This window comes from Pseudoduganella flava (assembly GCF_007830495.1).
Taxonomy (GTDB): Bacteria; Pseudomonadota; Gammaproteobacteria; order Burkholderiales; family Burkholderiaceae_D; genus Rugamonas; species Rugamonas flava.
In genome coordinates, this window is sequence record NZ_VLKW01000001.1 from 686498 (window position 1) to 702099 (window position 15602).

The 15602-nt window shown below is 65.4% G+C and carries 15 protein-coding genes; 12 read left to right on the plus strand and 3 right to left on the minus strand.

Going from position 1 to position 15602, the window contains the following annotated elements; all coding sequences use genetic code 11:
- Window positions 1–206: 206 nt before the first annotated feature.
- A complete protein-coding gene (locus tag IP92_RS02975; protein ID WP_145873004.1) occupies window positions 207–626 on the minus strand; it encodes a TM2 domain-containing protein in 420 nt (139 codons plus the stop codon).
- Between the two features lie 216 nt (window positions 627–842).
- Between IP92_RS02975 and rpsP the strand changes: the two genes are divergently transcribed.
- From rpsP to IP92_RS03015, 8 genes are all read left to right on the plus strand, one after another.
- A complete protein-coding gene (gene rpsP / locus IP92_RS02980) occupies window positions 843–1088 on the plus strand; it encodes a 30S ribosomal protein S16 (RefSeq protein WP_145873005.1) in 246 nt (81 codons plus the stop codon).
- A gap of 44 nt (window positions 1089–1132) precedes the next feature.
- A complete protein-coding gene (rimM, locus tag IP92_RS02985) occupies window positions 1133–1654 on the plus strand; it encodes a ribosome maturation factor RimM (RefSeq protein WP_199272008.1) in 522 nt (173 codons plus the stop codon).
- 7 nt (window positions 1655–1661) lie between these two features.
- Window positions 1662–2423, plus strand: coding sequence for a tRNA (guanosine(37)-N1)-methyltransferase TrmD (gene trmD, locus IP92_RS02990; protein ID WP_145873007.1), 762 nt, complete (start codon window positions 1662–1664; stop codon window positions 2421–2423).
- A gap of 102 nt (window positions 2424–2525) precedes the next feature.
- On the plus strand, window positions 2526–2909 hold the full coding sequence (gene rplS / locus IP92_RS02995; RefSeq protein WP_145873008.1) for a 50S ribosomal protein L19: 384 nt from the start codon (window positions 2526–2528) through the stop codon (window positions 2907–2909).
- Window positions 2910–3021: 112 nt separating this feature from the next.
- A complete protein-coding gene (locus IP92_RS03000; RefSeq protein ID WP_145873009.1) occupies window positions 3022–3681 on the plus strand; it encodes a CoA pyrophosphatase in 660 nt (219 codons plus the stop codon).
- A 35-nt stretch (window positions 3682–3716) separates the two neighbouring features.
- A complete protein-coding gene (locus IP92_RS03005; RefSeq protein ID WP_145873010.1) occupies window positions 3717–4676 on the plus strand; it encodes a CobD/CbiB family protein in 960 nt (319 codons plus the stop codon).
- Window positions 4677–4908: 232 nt separating this feature from the next.
- Window positions 4909–5220: a DUF3579 domain-containing protein gene (locus IP92_RS03010; RefSeq protein ID WP_145873011.1), complete on the plus strand. Its 312-nt coding sequence runs from the start codon at window positions 4909–4911 to the stop codon at window positions 5218–5220.
- Window positions 5221–5316: 96 nt separating this feature from the next.
- Window positions 5317–8037, plus strand: a complete 2721-nt coding sequence (locus IP92_RS03015; protein WP_145873012.1) for a M16 family metallopeptidase — start codon at window positions 5317–5319, stop codon at window positions 8035–8037.
- A 110-nt stretch (window positions 8038–8147) separates the two neighbouring features.
- Here IP92_RS03015 and IP92_RS03020 read toward each other — a convergent pair whose 3' ends face one another.
- Window positions 8148–8864: a GntR family transcriptional regulator gene (locus tag IP92_RS03020; protein ID WP_371860881.1), complete on the minus strand. Its 717-nt coding sequence runs from the start codon at window positions 8862–8864 to the stop codon at window positions 8148–8150.
- A gap of 368 nt (window positions 8865–9232) precedes the next feature.
- Between IP92_RS03020 and IP92_RS03025 the strand changes: the two genes are divergently transcribed.
- The 4 genes from IP92_RS03025 (at window position 9233) to IP92_RS03040 (ending at window position 14394) form a co-directional block, all read left to right on the plus strand.
- Window positions 9233–11890, plus strand: a complete 2658-nt coding sequence (locus IP92_RS03025; protein ID WP_145873014.1) for a TonB-dependent receptor — start codon at window positions 9233–9235, stop codon at window positions 11888–11890.
- Window positions 11891–11966: 76 nt separating this feature from the next.
- Window positions 11967–12968: a glycoside hydrolase family 18 protein gene (locus IP92_RS03030; protein ID WP_145873015.1), complete on the plus strand. Its 1002-nt coding sequence runs from the start codon at window positions 11967–11969 to the stop codon at window positions 12966–12968.
- Entirely contained in the window at window positions 12899–14092 is a 1194-nt protein-coding gene (locus tag IP92_RS03035; protein ID WP_145873016.1) for an acyltransferase family protein, read from the plus strand. The genes IP92_RS03030 and IP92_RS03035 overlap by 70 nt, the downstream gene beginning before the upstream one ends.
- 89 nt (window positions 14093–14181) lie before the next feature.
- Window positions 14182–14394 (plus strand): hypothetical protein, encoded by a 213-nt coding sequence (locus IP92_RS03040; protein ID WP_145873017.1) that lies wholly within the window; start codon window positions 14182–14184, stop codon window positions 14392–14394.
- Here IP92_RS03040 and IP92_RS03045 read toward each other — a convergent pair.
- Window positions 14391–15566: a DUF5009 domain-containing protein gene (locus IP92_RS03045; RefSeq protein ID WP_145873018.1), complete on the minus strand. Its 1176-nt coding sequence runs from the start codon at window positions 15564–15566 to the stop codon at window positions 14391–14393. The two genes, IP92_RS03040 and IP92_RS03045, sit on opposite strands and share 4 nt — an antisense overlap.
- Window positions 15567–15602 lie beyond the last annotated feature (36 nt).

A 15602-nucleotide genomic window follows, 5' to 3' on the forward strand; every position in this document is an offset into this window, starting at 1 on the left:
CGATAAAGTCGATGGCCGCAGTATAGGCGCGGCCGGGAATGCTGCGGATGAGCAAATTGTAATCTCTTGTAAAAGAGCAATTTGTTGTCAACCGGCGGGCGGGCGGCGCGTTTTCGGCGGCCCGCCCGCTGTTTACTGCCGAGCCCGTGTCCACCTTGGGGTCAACCCTGGAAATGGACACGAGCGCGGCAGTAGGAGCAGCGCATTCAACCGTAGGCGCCGCCCGTGTACAGCAGGTCCGACAGGCGGGCCAGCGTGGCGATCAGCACGCCCGCACCGACCATCAGCGTGGCGACAACGATCACGGCCAGCGGCCAGCGCGATGCCGTGTGCCGGCCCGAGTGGGCATTGTAGGCCGCATCCCAGCGCTCGTCCGGGGTCAAGCCCAGCACCAGCGCCTCGATGAAGCCGGCCAGCATCGACACGGTCAGCGGCAGGTACCAGAAATACCAGTCGGCGTGCGGCGCGAGCGACATCGCGATGCCGCAGGCGGGCAATGACGCGGCGTGCAGCCAGCCCCAGCGGTCGGACAGGCCCTTCAGGTAGAAGCGGTGGATGCCGAGCCCGCCAAGCGCGAAGGCCAGCAGCGCGGTCAGCGTTTTGTTTTTATGCGACGGTTGCGCCATGGAGGATTGCAAAGTTGCCGTAGAGCTCACAGTATCGTGGATAATCGCCCGCTTGTCGCGTATTGCCGCGCAATTTGCGATTGCCGGGTGGCCGTAAACAAGCGATAATCATGGATTGCCCCAACTCTCACCGTTATCATTAATTCTTGCTGGCAGCAGGGAAGGCACGCTATAATCGGCGGCTTTTTCCGACTCAGCACACTTTTTGGAAATATTATGGTCGTTATTCGTTTAGCTCGTGGTGGCGCCAAGAAGCGCCCTTTCTACAACATCGTTGCAACCGATTCCCGCAATCGTCGTGACGGCCGCTTCGTCGAGCGCATTGGCTTCTACAACCCGATGGCATCCGGCCAGGAAGTCGGCTTCCGCGTTGCGCAAGACCGTCTGGCTTACTGGCAAGGCGTTGGCGCACAGCTGTCCCCGGCTGTCGAGCGTCTGGTCAACTCGAACAAAGCTGCCTAAGTTTTCTCTTGAGCGGCAAGCGTGAATCCGGGGCCGACGAGGCACTGCCCGTCCCCGGTGATCTGGTACAGGTAGGCTTCATTGCCGGTGCCTATGGCGTGGTGGGAGGTGTGCGTGTCCGCCCCTTCTCGGCCGATGCCGACGCCTTGCTGCATGCGGCCACCTGGTGGCTGGACAAGCCGGGCCTGCGTGACGTCGCCGTCAAGCGGGCCCGCATGCATTCCGGCGACGTGACCGCAAGCCTGGAAGGTGTCACCGACCGCGATATGGCGGAAGCGCTGAAAGGCGCCGCGGTATTCATCCCGCGCAGCCAGTTCCCGCAACTGGACGATGAAGACGAGTTTTACTGGGCCGACCTGATCGGGCTGGAAGTCGAGAACCTGCAAGGCGAACGCCTGGGCGTGGTGCACGACATGATGAGCAACGGGCCGCAATCGATCCTGCGCGTGAACGATCCGTCCACGCCGGAGCTTGATGAGCGCCTGATCCCGTTCGTCGACCAGTACGTGATCAAGGTGGACAAGGACGCGCGGAAGATCGTCGTGGACTGGGGCCTCGATTACTGAGGGTTCCATGCAGTTCGACGTCATTACGCTGTTCCCCGAGATGTTTGCCGCGCTCACGCAGTCCGGCATCACGCGGCGGGCGCACGAGCAGGGCAGGTGGGGCCTGTCGATGTGGAATCCACGCGATTTCACGACCGACAACCACCGCACCGTGGACGACCGGCCGTATGGCGGCGGGCCGGGCATGGTGATGCTGGCCAGGCCGCTCGAGGCGGCGATCGCGTGCGCGAAACAGCGCCAGGTCGTGGCCGGGTTGCCGGCGCCGCGCGTCGTGTACATGTCGCCGCAAGGCCGGCAGCTGACGCACGAGAAGGTCATGCAGCTGAAAAGCGAGCCGGGTCTCGTGATCCTGTGCGGCCGCTACGAAGCCGTGGACCAGCGCCTGCTGGACCGCTGCGTCGACGAGGAAATCAGCCTCGGCGACTTCGTGCTGTCCGGCGGCGAGCTGCCGGCGATGGCGCTGATGGATGCCGTGGTGCGGCAGCTGCCCGGTGTGCTGAACACGGATGCGTCGGCGGTCGAGGACAGTTTCGTCAACGGCCTGCTCGATGCGCCGCACTATACGCGGCCGGAAGTGTACGAAGGTGTCGCGGTGCCCCCCGTGCTGTTGGGCGGGAACCATGCGGAGATTGCGAAGTGGCGCCGCGAGCGGATGCTGGAAGCGACCGCGAACAAGCGCCCCGACCTGCTCGCGGAGGCCCGTACCGCTGGCCTGCTGACGAAGCAGGACGAAAAGTTTTTGGCAGGTTTAGCAAAACCTGTGCAGTAAGCAGTAAAAGCGCGGGCCGGTAACGGTCCGCATGTTTAACCCCATCCTCTACCGGGCGAATACTTTTCCGAGCGCCGGCACGATGGTCATAGGAGTCATAAAATGGATCTGATTCAGCAACTCGAGCAGGAAGAAATCGCGCGCCTGGGCAAGAACATCCCTGAGTTCGCACCTGGCGACACCGTGGTCGTGAACGTGAACGTGGTCGAAGGCACGCGCAAGCGCGCCCAGGCTTACGAAGGCGTCGTGATCGCCCGCCGTAACCGTGGCCTGAACTCGAACTTCATCGTTCGCAAGATCTCGTCCGGCGAAGGCGTCGAGCGTACCTTCCAGCTGTATTCCCCGCTGATCGCTTCGATCGAAGTGAAGCGTCGTGGTGACGTCCGTCGCGCCAAGCTGTACTACCTGCGCGAGCGTTCGGGCAAGTCCGCACGTATCAAGGAAAAACTGCCGAACCGTCGCGCAACCGCGGCGCAAGGCGAGTAATCTGCGCGGTTTGCCGCTCGGTTATTCACTTGAAAAGGGGCGCCTTCGTGGCGCCTCTTTTTTTTGTCCCGCCTGACCATACGTGCAGGTATCGCCACCCCGGAGACCCATCTTGGCCAAGCCCCTGTTCGACCCCACCTCGCTGCCCATCGACGCGATCGCCGGCGAACCTGCCGTGCCGCGCGAGCGCCTTGCCGCCGACTGGCTGCGCGCACGCTTCGCGCAACCGCCGGATTGGTTGCCCGAGACCGCGGACGAATCGCTGCAGCGCAAGGCCGAGCCCACGCCGGCCTCCGTGCTGGTGCCGCTGGTGCGGCGCGAGCAGGGCTTGACGGTGCTGCTGACGCAGCGCACCGCGCACCTGAACGACCATGCTGGCCAGGTGGCCTTCCCGGGCGGGCGCGCCGAACATTTCGACGCCGACACCGCCGACACGGCGCTGCGCGAGACGGAGGAGGAGATCGGCCTGCACCGCCGCCACATCGAGGTGCTGGGCGCGCTGCCGCTGTACTACACGGGCACCGGCTACAGCGTGACGCCGGTCGTGGGCCTGGTGCACCCGCCGTTCGAGCTGAAGGCGGACCCGTTCGAGGTGGCCGACATCTTCGAAGTGCCGCTCGCCTTCCTGATGGACGGGGCCAACCACCAGCGCCTGTCCGCCGCGCTGCCGAGCGGGCGGCGCTCGTTCTACGCGATGCCGTACGAGGGCTATTTCATCTGGGGCGCCACGGCCGGGATGCTGCGCAATCTGTTTCATTTCTTGCGCGCTTAAGCTATCGTAGCGCCATTGCTTGTCAAAGGATTTAGATGACTTTTCTTTCGATTCTCTGCGCGCTGCTGCTCGAGCAGATGAAGCCGCTGCGCGCGGATAACCCGATCTACGCCAACATCAAGCTGTTCGCCGTGCGCATGGAGACCTGGTTCAACGCCGGCCAGGCCAGCCACGGGAAAATGGGCTGGTTCCTGATGATGGCGGCGCTGATGGTGCCCACGGCGCTGGTCTACTGGGTGCTGCTGCGCTATAACCTGATCCTGGCCGCGTTCGCGTGGAACGTGCTGATCGTCTACCTCACGCTGGGCTTTCGCCACTACAGCCATTACTTCACGTCGATCCAGCTGGCGCTGAACGCGGGCGACGAGGCGGCCGCGCGGGCGCTGCTGGCCGAATGGACGAAGCAGGACACGGTGGGCATGGAAGTGAACGAGATCGCCCGCATCGCCGTCGAGAAGGCGCTGATCACCACGCACCGCAACGTGTTCGGCGTGTTCTTCTGGTTCCTGCTGCCGCTGGGGCCCGCGGCGGCCGTGATGTACCGCGTGTCCGAATACCTGGCGCGCGCGTGGAACGAGCCTGAGCACATGAAGAACGAAGCGTTCGGCCAGTTCGCCGCGCGGGCGTTCTACTGGATCGACTGGATCCCGGCGCGGCTGACGGCCGTGGCATTTGCCGTCGTCGGCAATTTCGAGGACGCGATCTACGCCTGGCGCAACTTCGCCTACCGCTGGAAGGACGAGGCGATCGGCATCATCCTCGCCGCCGGCGGCGGTGCGATGGGCGTGCGCCTCGGCACGCCGCAGGAAAACGCGGCGAAGGTGGTGCCGTCCGATGCGGCCACCGTGGACATCAGCGACGTCGAAGTGGAGACGCTGCCCGGCGACGAGCCGAGCGTGCGCGCACTGCAGAGCACCGTGGGCCTCGTGTGGCGTGCGCTGCTGCTGTGGATGCTGTTGCTGCTGTTGATGTCCGGCGCGATGGCGTTGGGCTGATCAGACGGGCCGCCGCGAGCGGCCCGTCTTGCGTCTTGTGCCTGGCCTGCGGAAAAACGCCGTGCCGTGAACGGGCTTACAATGCCGGCTGCGGCTTGCGTGGCGGGAGTCGACCGGTGGCGTGCAACGGGCGCCGCGGCCAATTCCTTCTCGCGCCGGTCGGGTACTCGGGCGTTCAGGTCTTCTATAAGATATAATACCTAGCGGTTCCTCCACATCCAGTTTCCAGCCTATGGCCAGCGAGTTCTTCATTCTTGGGCTTACCACCGACGGCAAGCAATTTCGTCCCAGCGACTGGGCCGATCGCCTGTGCGGTGTGATGTCGTGCTTCCGGCCCGCGGGCACGGGCGGCCGCAATGCCCACCTGCAGTACTCGCCGCTGGTGCGGCCGGAGATGATCAACGGCGTCAAGGCCGTCGTCGTCAACGAGACGCTGAAGGACATCGAGCCGATGGCCTATCACTTCGTCAAGCAGTTCGCGCTCGACAACAAGCTGCAGGTCGTCGATGCCTGCCTCGTGCCGCTGCCCGGCGAGAAGAAGTAGCCGCCGCTCTTCGGCGCGAAGCAGTCGTCTCCTCTCTTCACGAAGGGCCGTTGGCGGCGTAGGATAGGGTTTTGCCAACGCGAGTAGCGAGACCACATGACCCTCCGCCATGCCGTTCTGAAGACAGCCCTGCTGTCCTGTTTTGCCCTCAGCTTCGTTCCCCCCGTCGTCCATGGCCAGGCGCTGCCGCCCGGCGTCGTCAAAGGGCCTTCCGTCGAAGGCATCACCGAGTACCGCCTGCCCAACGGCCTGAAGGTGCTGCTGTTCCCGGATGCTTCCAAGCCCACCGTCACCGTGAACGTCACGTACCTGGTCGGTTCGCGCCATGAGAACTACGGCGAGACGGGCATGGCGCACCTGCTCGAGCACCTGATGTTCAAGGGCGCGCCGAAGAACCGCAACATCCCGCAGCAGTTCGCCGAGCGGGGCATGGACTTCAACGGCACCACGTCGCAGGACCGCACCAACTACTTCGAGGTGTTCGCCGCCAGCGATGCGAACCTGAAGTGGGCGCTGGAGATGGAAGCGGACCGCATGACGAAGTCGTTCATCGCGCGGAAGGACCTGGACTCCGAGATGACCGTCGTGCGCAACGAGTACGAGTCCGGCGAGAACAGCCCGTTCGGCGTGCTGATGAAGCGGATGGAGAGCGTCGCCTACGACTGGCACAGCTACGGCCGCTCGACGATCGGCAACCGCAGCGACATCGAGAACGTCAAGATCGAGAATCTGCAGGCGTTCTACCGCACCTACTACCAGCCGGACAACGCGGTGCTGCTCGTCGCCGGCAAGTTCGAACCAAGCAAGACGCTGTCGTGGATCACCAAGTCGTTCGGCGTGATCCCGAAGCCGAAGCGCAAGCTGCCGCCGTTCTGGACCGTCGAGCCGACGCAGGATGGCGACCGCCAGTTCACCGTGCGCCGCAAGGGCGACGTGCAGATCGTGCTGGTCGCGTACAAGGTGCCTGCCGGCCTGCACCCGGATGCGGACCCGCTCCAGTTCATGAGCCAGATCGAAGGCGACACGCCGAACGGCCGCCTGCACAAGCTGCTCGTCGAGACGGGCAAGGCGGCGCAGGTGTTCAGCTTCGGCCAGAACGGCTACGCGCCAAGCCTGCAGATGTTCGGTGCCGTCGTCAAGGCAGGCCAGCCGGTCGAGCCGGTGCGCGATGCGCTGGTCGAGGCGGTCGAAAGCTTCGCGAAGACGCCGCCGACGGAAGAAGAGATGGAGCGCACCCGCCGCAACTTCAGCAACGGCATCGAGAAGGCGCTGAACGATCCGCAGCAGGTGGGCGTGGCGTTGTCCGAGCAGATCGCGCTGGGCGACTGGCGCCTGCTGTTCCAGGGCCGCGACAACCTGCCGACGATCACCGCCAAGCAGGTCGCCGACGCGGCCGCCCGCTACTTCAAGCGCGACAACCGCACGGTGGGCCTGTTCCTGCCGGAAGATGCGCCGCAGCGTGCGACGATCGGCCCGGCGCCGACGGCGGCCGAGGTGCTGAAGGAGTACAAGGCGAAGGAAAGCGCGCTGACGTCCGAGAACTTCGACCCGAGCCAGGAAAACATCATGGCGCGCACGGAGGTCCGCACGATCGGCGGCCTGAAGGCGGCGCTGCTGCCGAAGAAGAACCGCGGCGAGACGGTGTCCGTGGACCTGCGCCTGCACTGGGGCGACGAGAAGAACCAGTTCGGCAAGGCGATGGTGTCGGCCGTGACGAACGAGATGCTCACGCGCGGCACCAGCAAGTACACGCGCGCGCAGCTGGCGGACGCGATGTCGAAGCTGAAGATGAGCGGCAACAGCGTCTACCACTTCGACACGACGCGCGAGCACCTCGACGAGGCACTGAAGCTGATGGCCCACGTGCTGAAGGAGCCGAGCTTCCCCGAGGCCGAATTCGAGCAGCTGCGCCAGCAATGGATCGTCGGCATCGAGTCGAGCCGCAACGAGCCGCAGGTGCTGGCGGGGCAGGCGCTCGACCAGTATTTCGACAACTGGCCGAAGGGCGACCCGCGCGCCGAGATGACGCTCGACGAGCAGCTGGCCGAACTGAAGGCGATGAAGCTGGACGACGTGAAGGCTTACCACCGCGAGTTCTACGGCGCGTCGCATGGCGAGCTGTCGATCGTCGGCGACTTCGACAAGGAAGCGGCCGCGAAGACGGTGGCGGCCACGCTGGGTAACTGGGACAGCAAGGCATCGTACGCCCGCATCCTCGATGCGAACGGCGAACGCAAGGCGATGCGCAAGGCGATCGACACGCCCGACAAGGAGAACGGCTTCTACAGCGCGCGCGTGAACCTGGACCTGAAGAGCGATGACCCGGACTACCCGGCGCTGGAGCTGGCCAACTACATCTTCGGAGACGGCGGCCTGAAGTCCCGGCTGATGGACCGCATCCGCCAGAAGGACGGCCTGTCGTACGGCGGCGGCTCGGGCGTGTACGCCTCGGACATCGACCGCGCGTCGCACTTCACGATCAGCGCGATTGCCGCGCCGCAGAACCTCAAAAAACTGGAAGCGGCAATCCGCGACGAGCTGGCACGCGCGGTGAAGGAAGGCTTCACACCGGCCGAAGTGGCGGGCGCCAAATCCGGCCTGCTGCAACAGCGCCTGCAGAACCGCTCGAAGGACGGCGTCGTCGCCAGCGCGTGGACGAACTTCCTGTACCTGGACCGCGACTTCATGTGGAGCAAGCAGCACGAGGACAGGCTGAAGGCGCTGACGGTGGAGCAGGTCAACGCAGCGTTCCGCAAGTACGTCGATCCGGCCAAGTTGGCGGTAGTCGTGGCGGGGGATGAATCGAAGGCGAAGTAAGCGCGTCGCCAGGACTATTGAACCCAACGGCGGAAGCCGGGGTCAGACCCGACGGGTCTGACCCCAGGGGTTGCGGTTGGGGTTGCTGCTCGAGCCAACGGCCCGCTTTCTTAAGGCGTGCTGAGCTCCGCCACAAAGTCGTACATATCGCCGCGGAAGATCGAGCGGCAGAATTCCACTGCGCGGCCGTCGCGCACGAAGCCCAGGCGTTCGACGGCCAGGCCGGCGTCGCCTTCCTTTGTTTGCAGCAGCTGCGCCTGCTCGGCGTTCAGCAGCAGCGCCGACAGCCGCTGCAGGGCGCGCACCGGGCGGTGGCCTGTCTTTTCCAGCGCTTCATACATCGACACGTCCACCGCCTCCAGCGACGGCAGCGCGCCGGCGACGATCGTCGCGTATTCGATGCACATCGGGATGTCGTCGGCAAAGCGGATGCGGTTGAAGCGGTAGACGGGTGCGCCCGGCGACAGCCGCAGCCGCAGCGCTTCTTCCGGCGTCACCGTGCCTTCCGACCGCTTCAGCCAGACGCTTTTCGGCGTGCGGCCGCGCGCGCGGATGTCCTCGGAGAACGAGGTTAGTTTCGCGAAGTTCTTTTCGATGCGGGTATTGATGAAATTGCCCGAGCCGGGCCGGCGCACCAGCAGGCCTTCGTCGACGAGGCCGTCGATGGCCTTGCGCACCGTGATGCGGGAGATCGACAGGTCCGCCGCCAGCTGGCGCTCGGCGGGCAGTGCCTCGTCCGGGCCGAAGATCCGCTTGTCGATCGCTTCGCGCAGCGCCCGCTGCAATTGCTGGTACAGCGGCAAACTGGTCTGCTCCAGGCCGCGCATGATCTCTACAAGCGAACTCAAGGTCTTCTCCCGGTGCGCGAACGTGTCCATGGCGCGCTCGCTGGTGTGGAAATGCGGTGGAACGGGGTGGAAATACGCGGCGTTGATAATACCAAAAAAAGACCATACGGCAAGCGGTCCGCATTGCCCTGCCTCAATCCTACTAGGTAGATAGCGCTATCGCAGTGGCTGCCCCGCTGAAGTGGTATGTATTTTCAATACAACATGCGAAAAAAATACGGAAATTGGTAGTGTTGTGGTATTGATTGGCGGTATATTGGCGCTCAATTGGTTTTGTAATGGTTTTGTAACGCAGTGCTAGAAACGGACCGGGTCCTGCCTCGCGGGCCCATGACTAGGGGGAGTAAATGAAGCGCAATTTGACACCGATCGCGACCGCAGTCGCCATCCTGATCACCGGCACCGGCATCGCGCGGGCTCAGACCGTGACCGAGGCAAGCACGGAGCCGGCCGTCGTGACCGTGACCGGGGTGCGCGCCGCGATGGCGCAGTCACTGAACCAGAAGCGCAACGCCGATTCGACGGTGGAAGTGATCACCGCCGAAGACGTGGGCAAGATGCCGGACAAGAGCGTGGCCGACTCGCTGCAGCGCGTGCCGGGCGTCTCCGTGGCCACCGCCGGCGGTGCCGAGGGCGGCTTCGGCGAGAACGACCGCGTCAGCCTGAAAGGCACTCCCTCGAACCTGACCCTGACCACGCTGAACGGCCACACGGTCTCCTCCGGCGACTGGTACATCTCGAACATCACCAGCGGCGGCCGCTCCGTCAGCTACTCGATGTTCCCGTCCGAACTGATCGGCCGCGTGACCGTCCACAAGAGCTCGCAGGCTAACCTGATCGAGGGCGGCGCCGCCGGCAACGTCGACATCGAGACCCGCAAGCCCCTGTCGTTCAAGAAGCCGTTCACGATCATGGGTTCCGTCGAGGGCGTGTACAGCGAGGGCGCCAGCAAGACCGATCCACAGTTCTCCGCGCTGGCGAACTGGAAGAACGACGCCAACAACCTGGGCGTGCTGGTGCAGGTGTTCGACGAGAAGCGCACGCTGCGCCGCATGGGCCAGGAATTCCTGTGGTGGGACAAGGTCACGACGGGCACCGCGCCTGACTGGATCCGCGCCCATCCGGAAGTGGAAGGCAAGTGGCTGTCGCTGCTCACCGGTTCGTCGCTGTTCCAGCAGAAGCGCGAACGCAAGGGCGGCATGATCGACGTGCAGTTCAAGGTCAACAACGACTTCTCGTTCGACATCAACGGCTTCTACACGCGCCTCGATGCGGACAACGTCAACGCCAACTTCATGCTGGCACCGTACCAGCCGCTGTCGAACAACTGGTCCGGCGTCGGCGGCGTGGTCCCGTCCAGCTACACGATCACGGGCAACCAGATCACGTCGATCACGTTCCCGAGCGCCTGCCCGGCAGGCCTTGACTGCTCGAAGATGGGCCCGTCGGTGCAGGACATCATCGCCCGCCCGGGTTCCTACTCCGATTCGAAGTTCCTGAACCTCGACTGGCAATGGCGCGCCGGCCCGAACATGTCGTTCAAGGGCCAGGTCGGTACCACGCGCGGCACCGGTTATGCGCGTGACTACGGCTACGAGGCATGGCTGGCCTATGCCGGCAACAGCCTGACGATGCACGGCCTCGATGCGCCGGCCACGGTGGTCGTCGACAATGCCGGCAGCTTCAACCCGCGCACCGGCGCCGACTTCTTCGGCGGCTGGGCATCGGATACGAAGGCGAAGGACAAGGAAACCTACGGCCAGGTGGACGGCACGTGGAAGGCACCGTGGGAAGTGGTGCCGAACGTGTACTTCGGCGTGCGCGCCGCCAAGCATGACCGCGACCTGACGTGGTTGCAGGGCACCGTGTCGGCGGCCGGCAGCGCGCTGGCGAACCGCCCGACCGGCCTGACGACCTATCCGGACAGCCCGCTGGAAAACGTGCTGAACAAACCGTGGACGTTCACCGGCGACTCGATGAAGGCATGGGGCGACCAGTACGTGGCATTCAATTCGCACGCGTACCAGAACGAGTTCCAGATCCGCGAAAAAGCCACGGCGGCCTATGCGATGGGCGACCTGGAATTCGGCGCCGTCTCCGGCAACGTGGGCGTGCGTTATGTGCGCACGGAGATCGACGTGGCCAACGCCTCGCCGAACGATGTGTGGAACCCGGTGCGCACGTCGCACACGTACAACGACTTCCTGCCCAGCCTGAACCTGAAGACGAATGTGGGCGCGGACGTCGTGCTGCGCGCGGCCGCCAGCCGCACGATGGCGCGGCCGGACTTCGGCTCGCTCGGTTCGCTGAGCCTGAACGACCTGACGTTCTCGGCCACCGGCGGCAACCCGAACCTGAAGCCGATCTACTCGAACAACGTCAACGTGGGCGCCGAGTGGTACTTCATGCCGAAGTCGCTGCTGGGCGTGAACGTGTACAACATGAACATCGGTTCGTACGTGACGTTCGGGGCGACGACGGCGGAGTTCTACAACCAGTCCGTCAAGCGCGTGACGACGTATAACATGAGCTCCGCGTTGAACACGAAGGCGCGCGTGCGCGGTGTCGAGCTGCAGTATCAGCAGGATCTGTCGAACGGCTTCGGTCTCACGGTGAACTACACGTACGCCGACGGCGAGGAAAAGGGCAAGGCGCCGAAGTCGGCCTGCGCGGACCTGGGCGACTGCCACATGATCGGCACGTCGAAGAACTCGTACAACGCCAGCGTGTTCTACGAGAACGACAAGTTCAGCGCCCGCCTGAACTACAGCTTCCGTTCCGCGTTCCTGAATGGCCTGGACCGCAACAGCGCGATCTACCAGGACGACGTGGGCACGGTGTCGGCCGCCGTCAACTACAACCTGACGGAGAACCTGACCCTGTCGCTGGAAGGCAAGGACCTGAACGATCCGCTGCTCAAGTCGTACGCGACGTCGAAGGACCAGCCGCGCGCCTTCTACAAGAACGGCAAGCAGATCTTCTTCGGCATCCGCGGCAAGATGTGATTGCCCTTTGACGTAAGATAATCCGTACCATGATGGCGGGGCTGCAAGGCCCTGCCTTTTTTTATTGGGAGACTCCATGCGCCGATTCATCGCCGCCACGCTGGCGGCCTCGTTGGCCACTGCCGCATTCGCCGCCACCCCCGCCGCTGCACCCTTCGTGGCCAGCCCGTACAAGCACCTGACCCAGCACCGGCCCGAAGCCGGCAACGTCATCACCGTCAACCCGGAGGGCAAGCCGATGCCGTGGCTGGCGCTGCCCGGCCGCACCGCGGCGCTGACGTGGGCGTTCGCCAACGGCGAGTGCGGCGACGAGCTGTGGGATGGCCGGCCGGGCCAGGCCGTGGCCGATGCGAACGTCGCCGCTTTCGCCAAAGCGGGCGCCGGCTACATCGTGTCGACGGGCGGGCAGGGCGGCGTGTTCACCTGTGCGTCGGATGCCGGCATGGAGCGCTTCGTGCAGCGCTACCTGTCGCCGCAGCTGCTGGGCTTCGACTTCGACATCGAGGAAAACCAGACCCCGGCGCAGATCGCATCGCTGGCCCGGCGCGTGGCAGCCGTGCAGAAGAAATACCCGCGCCTGCGCTTCTCGTTCACGATCGCCACGCACGCGGCCAGCGACGGCAGCCGGCGCAGCCTGAACACGACCGGCGAGGCGGTGCTGCAGGCGCTGCGCGCGTCGAACGTGCGCGACTACCTGCTGAACCTGATGGTGATGGATTACGGCCCTACCGCGCCGGGCGTCTGCGTCGTCAAGGAGGGGCATTGCGACATGGCGGCGTCCGCGCTGCAGGCCGCCCGCAACGTGCACGAGAAGTACGGCGTGCCGTACGCGCAGATCGAGCTGACGCCGATGATCGGCATTAACGACGTGGTCGAGAATGTGTTCACGCCGGCCGATGGGGAAGCGCTGGCGCGGGCCGTCCGCGAGCAGGGCATGGCGGGCCTGCACTGGTGGTCCGTCGACCGCGACACGCCGTGCACGCGGCCCGTGACGGGCGCCGATGCGCAATGCCACACGATGCCGGGCGTGCCGGCGGGCGCGTTCGGCCGGGCGATGGGCAAGGCGGCCGCACGTTGAGCGCGCCGGACCTGTCGCGGAATTTGTCCCGCTACCTGTCGCTGGACGTGCTGCGCGGCCTGACGGTCGCGCTGATGATCGTCGTGAATACGCCGGGCGACTGGAACCACGTCTTTGCGCCGCTGCTGCACGCGCAGTGGCACGGTTTCACGCCGACCGACTGGGTATTCCCCACGTTCCTGTTCGCGGTCGGTAACGCGCTGGCGTTCGCGCTGCCGAAGTACGCGGCGCAGGGCGATGCCGCCGTGGTGGCGAAGGTGCTGCGGCGCGGCGCACTGATCTTCCTGCTCGGTTACCTGCTGTACTGGTTCCCGTTCTTCGCGCCCGATGGCGCCGGCGGCTTCCACCTGCTGCCGCCCGCCGATACGCGGATACCCGGCGTGCTGCAGCGGATCGGCCTGTGCTTCGCGCTGGCCGCGCTCGTGTTGCACTTCGCCGGCACGCGCGGCGCGCTCGCGTTCGCGCTGCTGGCGCTGGCCGGGCACTGGCTTGTGCTGGCGCTGTATGGCGACTACACATTGCAGGGCAATGCCGCCGGCAAGGTGGACCTGTGGCTGCTGGGGCCGCGCCACCTGTACCAGGGCGAGGGCCTGCCGTTCGATCCGGAAGGGATGCTGGGCACGTTGCCCGCCACCGTCAACGTCATTGCCGGCTACCTGGCGGGGCAGGTCGTGCTGAAGCTGGGCGCGCGCGGTGCGCTGGCGCGGCTGGTGGCGGTGGGCGCCGTTTGCACCGTCGTCGCGCTTTGCTGGAGCACGGTCCTGCCGGTCAACAAGAAGCTGTGGACGGGCTCCTACGTGCTGCTGACGATCGGCCTGGACCTGTTCGTGCTGGCGCTGCTGCTTTACGTGATCGAGGTGCGCGCCGTGCGCGGCTGGACTTACTTCTTCGAAGTGTTCGGCAAGAACACGCTGTTCATCTACCTGCTTTCCGAGCTGGCCGTGATCGTGCTGGTGAAGACGTGGGTCGGCGGCCATACGACCTATGACTGGCTGTATGCCACCGTGTTCCTGCCGCTGGCGCCGGCCCGCGTGGCGTCGCTGCTGTTCGCCCTCGTGTTCATGTTCGCGTGCTGGCTGGCCGGCTGGATTCTCGACCGCAAACGCATCTACATCCGCGTGTGACTCCCGGGCCGCGGTGATTTTCTGCGAGATTTGCGGCCCCGGTGCGCTGCTACAATCGCCGCTTCGCCGACGACGGCCCCGGAGAGAACATGAAGAAGTTCGGTCTGCTGTGCGCTGCACTCATACTTGGCATCGGCACGGTGGCGGCCGGGCTGTACGCGGGGGCCACGTTCCTGCGCGAGACGTCGGTACTGTCGGCGGACGACGTGCAGGTGACCACGTCGCTGCTGCTGTTGGTCGCGACGTGCGCGCTGATCTTCGCCAGCGTGCGGATGGCGCGCAAGCCGCCCGGCTCCGACTAGAACCTCAGCCGCAAGCCGGCACGCGTGACGAGCGCCGTCACAACCAGCATCGCGGCCGTCATCGCGACGGCGTTCACCAGGCCGGCCGCGCCGCCCGCCTGCCAGTACGGCCACCAGAAGCGGGGCAGGTGCAGCACGGCGGCCAGGTTCTCCCACAGGTCCGGTGCGATATACGCGAACACGGCGTTCGCGCCGGCCGGCAGCACTGCCGCGGTCCAGCGGCGCACCCGCAGCACGTCCACCATCACAAAGCACAGCAGGAACAGCGCGAGCGCCAGCGCCGCGCACACGAGCGTGTAGGACGCCGTCGCCTGGATCTTGTTGATGCCGTGGTAGGGCCGCAGCAGCAGGCCGCAGGCGAACTGGAACACGGCAAACCATGCCATGAAACGGATCCGGCCGCGCGCCGTCACTGGGGTGCCGGGCACGAACAGCGTGCCGACGACGGCACCGGCCATCACGTTCGCGGCCGTGGAGCCCAGCAACTGGGGGATGTTGACGAACCCGCGCAGCGCGGCCGGCAACCAGTCCAGCGCACCGGCGCTGCCGCCCAGGTACAGTGCGACGAGGCCGCCCAACGCCGCCATCAGTGCGGCCCGCTCGCCGTGCACGGCCAGGTAGATCGCCGCGCACAGCAGGTAGCTCCAGCCGATCATGCCGAGGATGCCCCACCACGTGTGCTGCAGCAGCACGCTGTCGAACTCCGCGTTGACGGTGCCGCGGAACGATGCCAGCAAGGCCACCATCAGTACCGCGCCGAGGTAGAACGGCCAGCCGCGCCGCGCCGCCTGCCGCCACAGCAGGATCACGGCGACGTAGAACAGCAGGAAGAACCAGGCGCGCGGCAGCGGCGCCGCGGCTTCGTCGTAGCGGTAGGCGTTGGCCAGCACGACGCCGGCGACCAGCAGGCCCGCCGTGCGCCACAGCATGCGCAGCACGAGGGGCAAGTCGACCTTGCCGACGGCGCGGTGCAGCGACAGAGGGATGGCCACGCCGACGATGAAGAGGAATGCGGGGAAGACGATGTCCGGGAAGGTGAGGCCGTCCGCGTGCGGGCCGGTGTGTTCGAGCCAGTACGGAATGGCCGGCATGCCGGCGATGTAGTTCACCCAGATCATCGCGGCGATGACAAGGCCGCGGAAAGCGTCAAGGCTCAGCAGGCGTTCGGTCATGCGGATTTTTCAGACATGAAAAAAGCGGGAAGGCCG

Bases quoted from the DNA above. Each gene is read 5' to 3' on its own strand.
- IP92_RS03045 (WP_145873018.1), bottom strand. From the start codon at position 15,566: ATGACCGAACGCCTGCTGAGCCTTGACGCTTTCCGCGGCCTTGTCATC.
- IP92_RS03040 (WP_145873017.1), top strand. From the start codon at position 14,182: ATGAAGAAGTTCGGTCTGCTGTGCGCTGCACTCATACTTGGCATCGGC.
- IP92_RS03005 (WP_145873010.1), top strand. From the start codon at position 3,717: ATGACTTTTCTTTCGATTCTCTGCGCGCTGCTGCTCGAGCAGATGAAG.
- rpsP (WP_145873005.1), top strand. From the start codon at position 843: ATGGTCGTTATTCGTTTAGCTCGTGGTGGCGCCAAGAAGCGCCCTTTC.
- IP92_RS03030 (WP_145873015.1), top strand. From the start codon at position 11,967: ATGCGCCGATTCATCGCCGCCACGCTGGCGGCCTCGTTGGCCACTGCC.
- IP92_RS03035 (WP_145873016.1), top strand. From the start codon at position 12,899: ATGCCACACGATGCCGGGCGTGCCGGCGGGCGCGTTCGGCCGGGCGAT.
- IP92_RS03020 (WP_371860881.1), bottom strand. From the start codon at position 8,864: ATGCGCGGCCTGGAGCAGACCAGTTTGCCGCTGTACCAGCAATTGCAG.
- IP92_RS02975 (WP_145873004.1), bottom strand. From the start codon at position 626: ATGGCGCAACCGTCGCATAAAAACAAAACGCTGACCGCGCTGCTGGCC.
- rplS (WP_145873008.1), top strand. From the start codon at position 2,526: ATGGATCTGATTCAGCAACTCGAGCAGGAAGAAATCGCGCGCCTGGGC.
- IP92_RS03025 (WP_145873014.1), top strand. From the start codon at position 9,233: ATGAAGCGCAATTTGACACCGATCGCGACCGCAGTCGCCATCCTGATC.
- trmD (WP_145873007.1), top strand. From the start codon at position 1,662: ATGCAGTTCGACGTCATTACGCTGTTCCCCGAGATGTTTGCCGCGCTC.
- IP92_RS03015 (WP_145873012.1), top strand. From the start codon at position 5,317: ATGACCCTCCGCCATGCCGTTCTGAAGACAGCCCTGCTGTCCTGTTTT.
- IP92_RS03010 (WP_145873011.1), top strand. From the start codon at position 4,909: ATGGCCAGCGAGTTCTTCATTCTTGGGCTTACCACCGACGGCAAGCAA.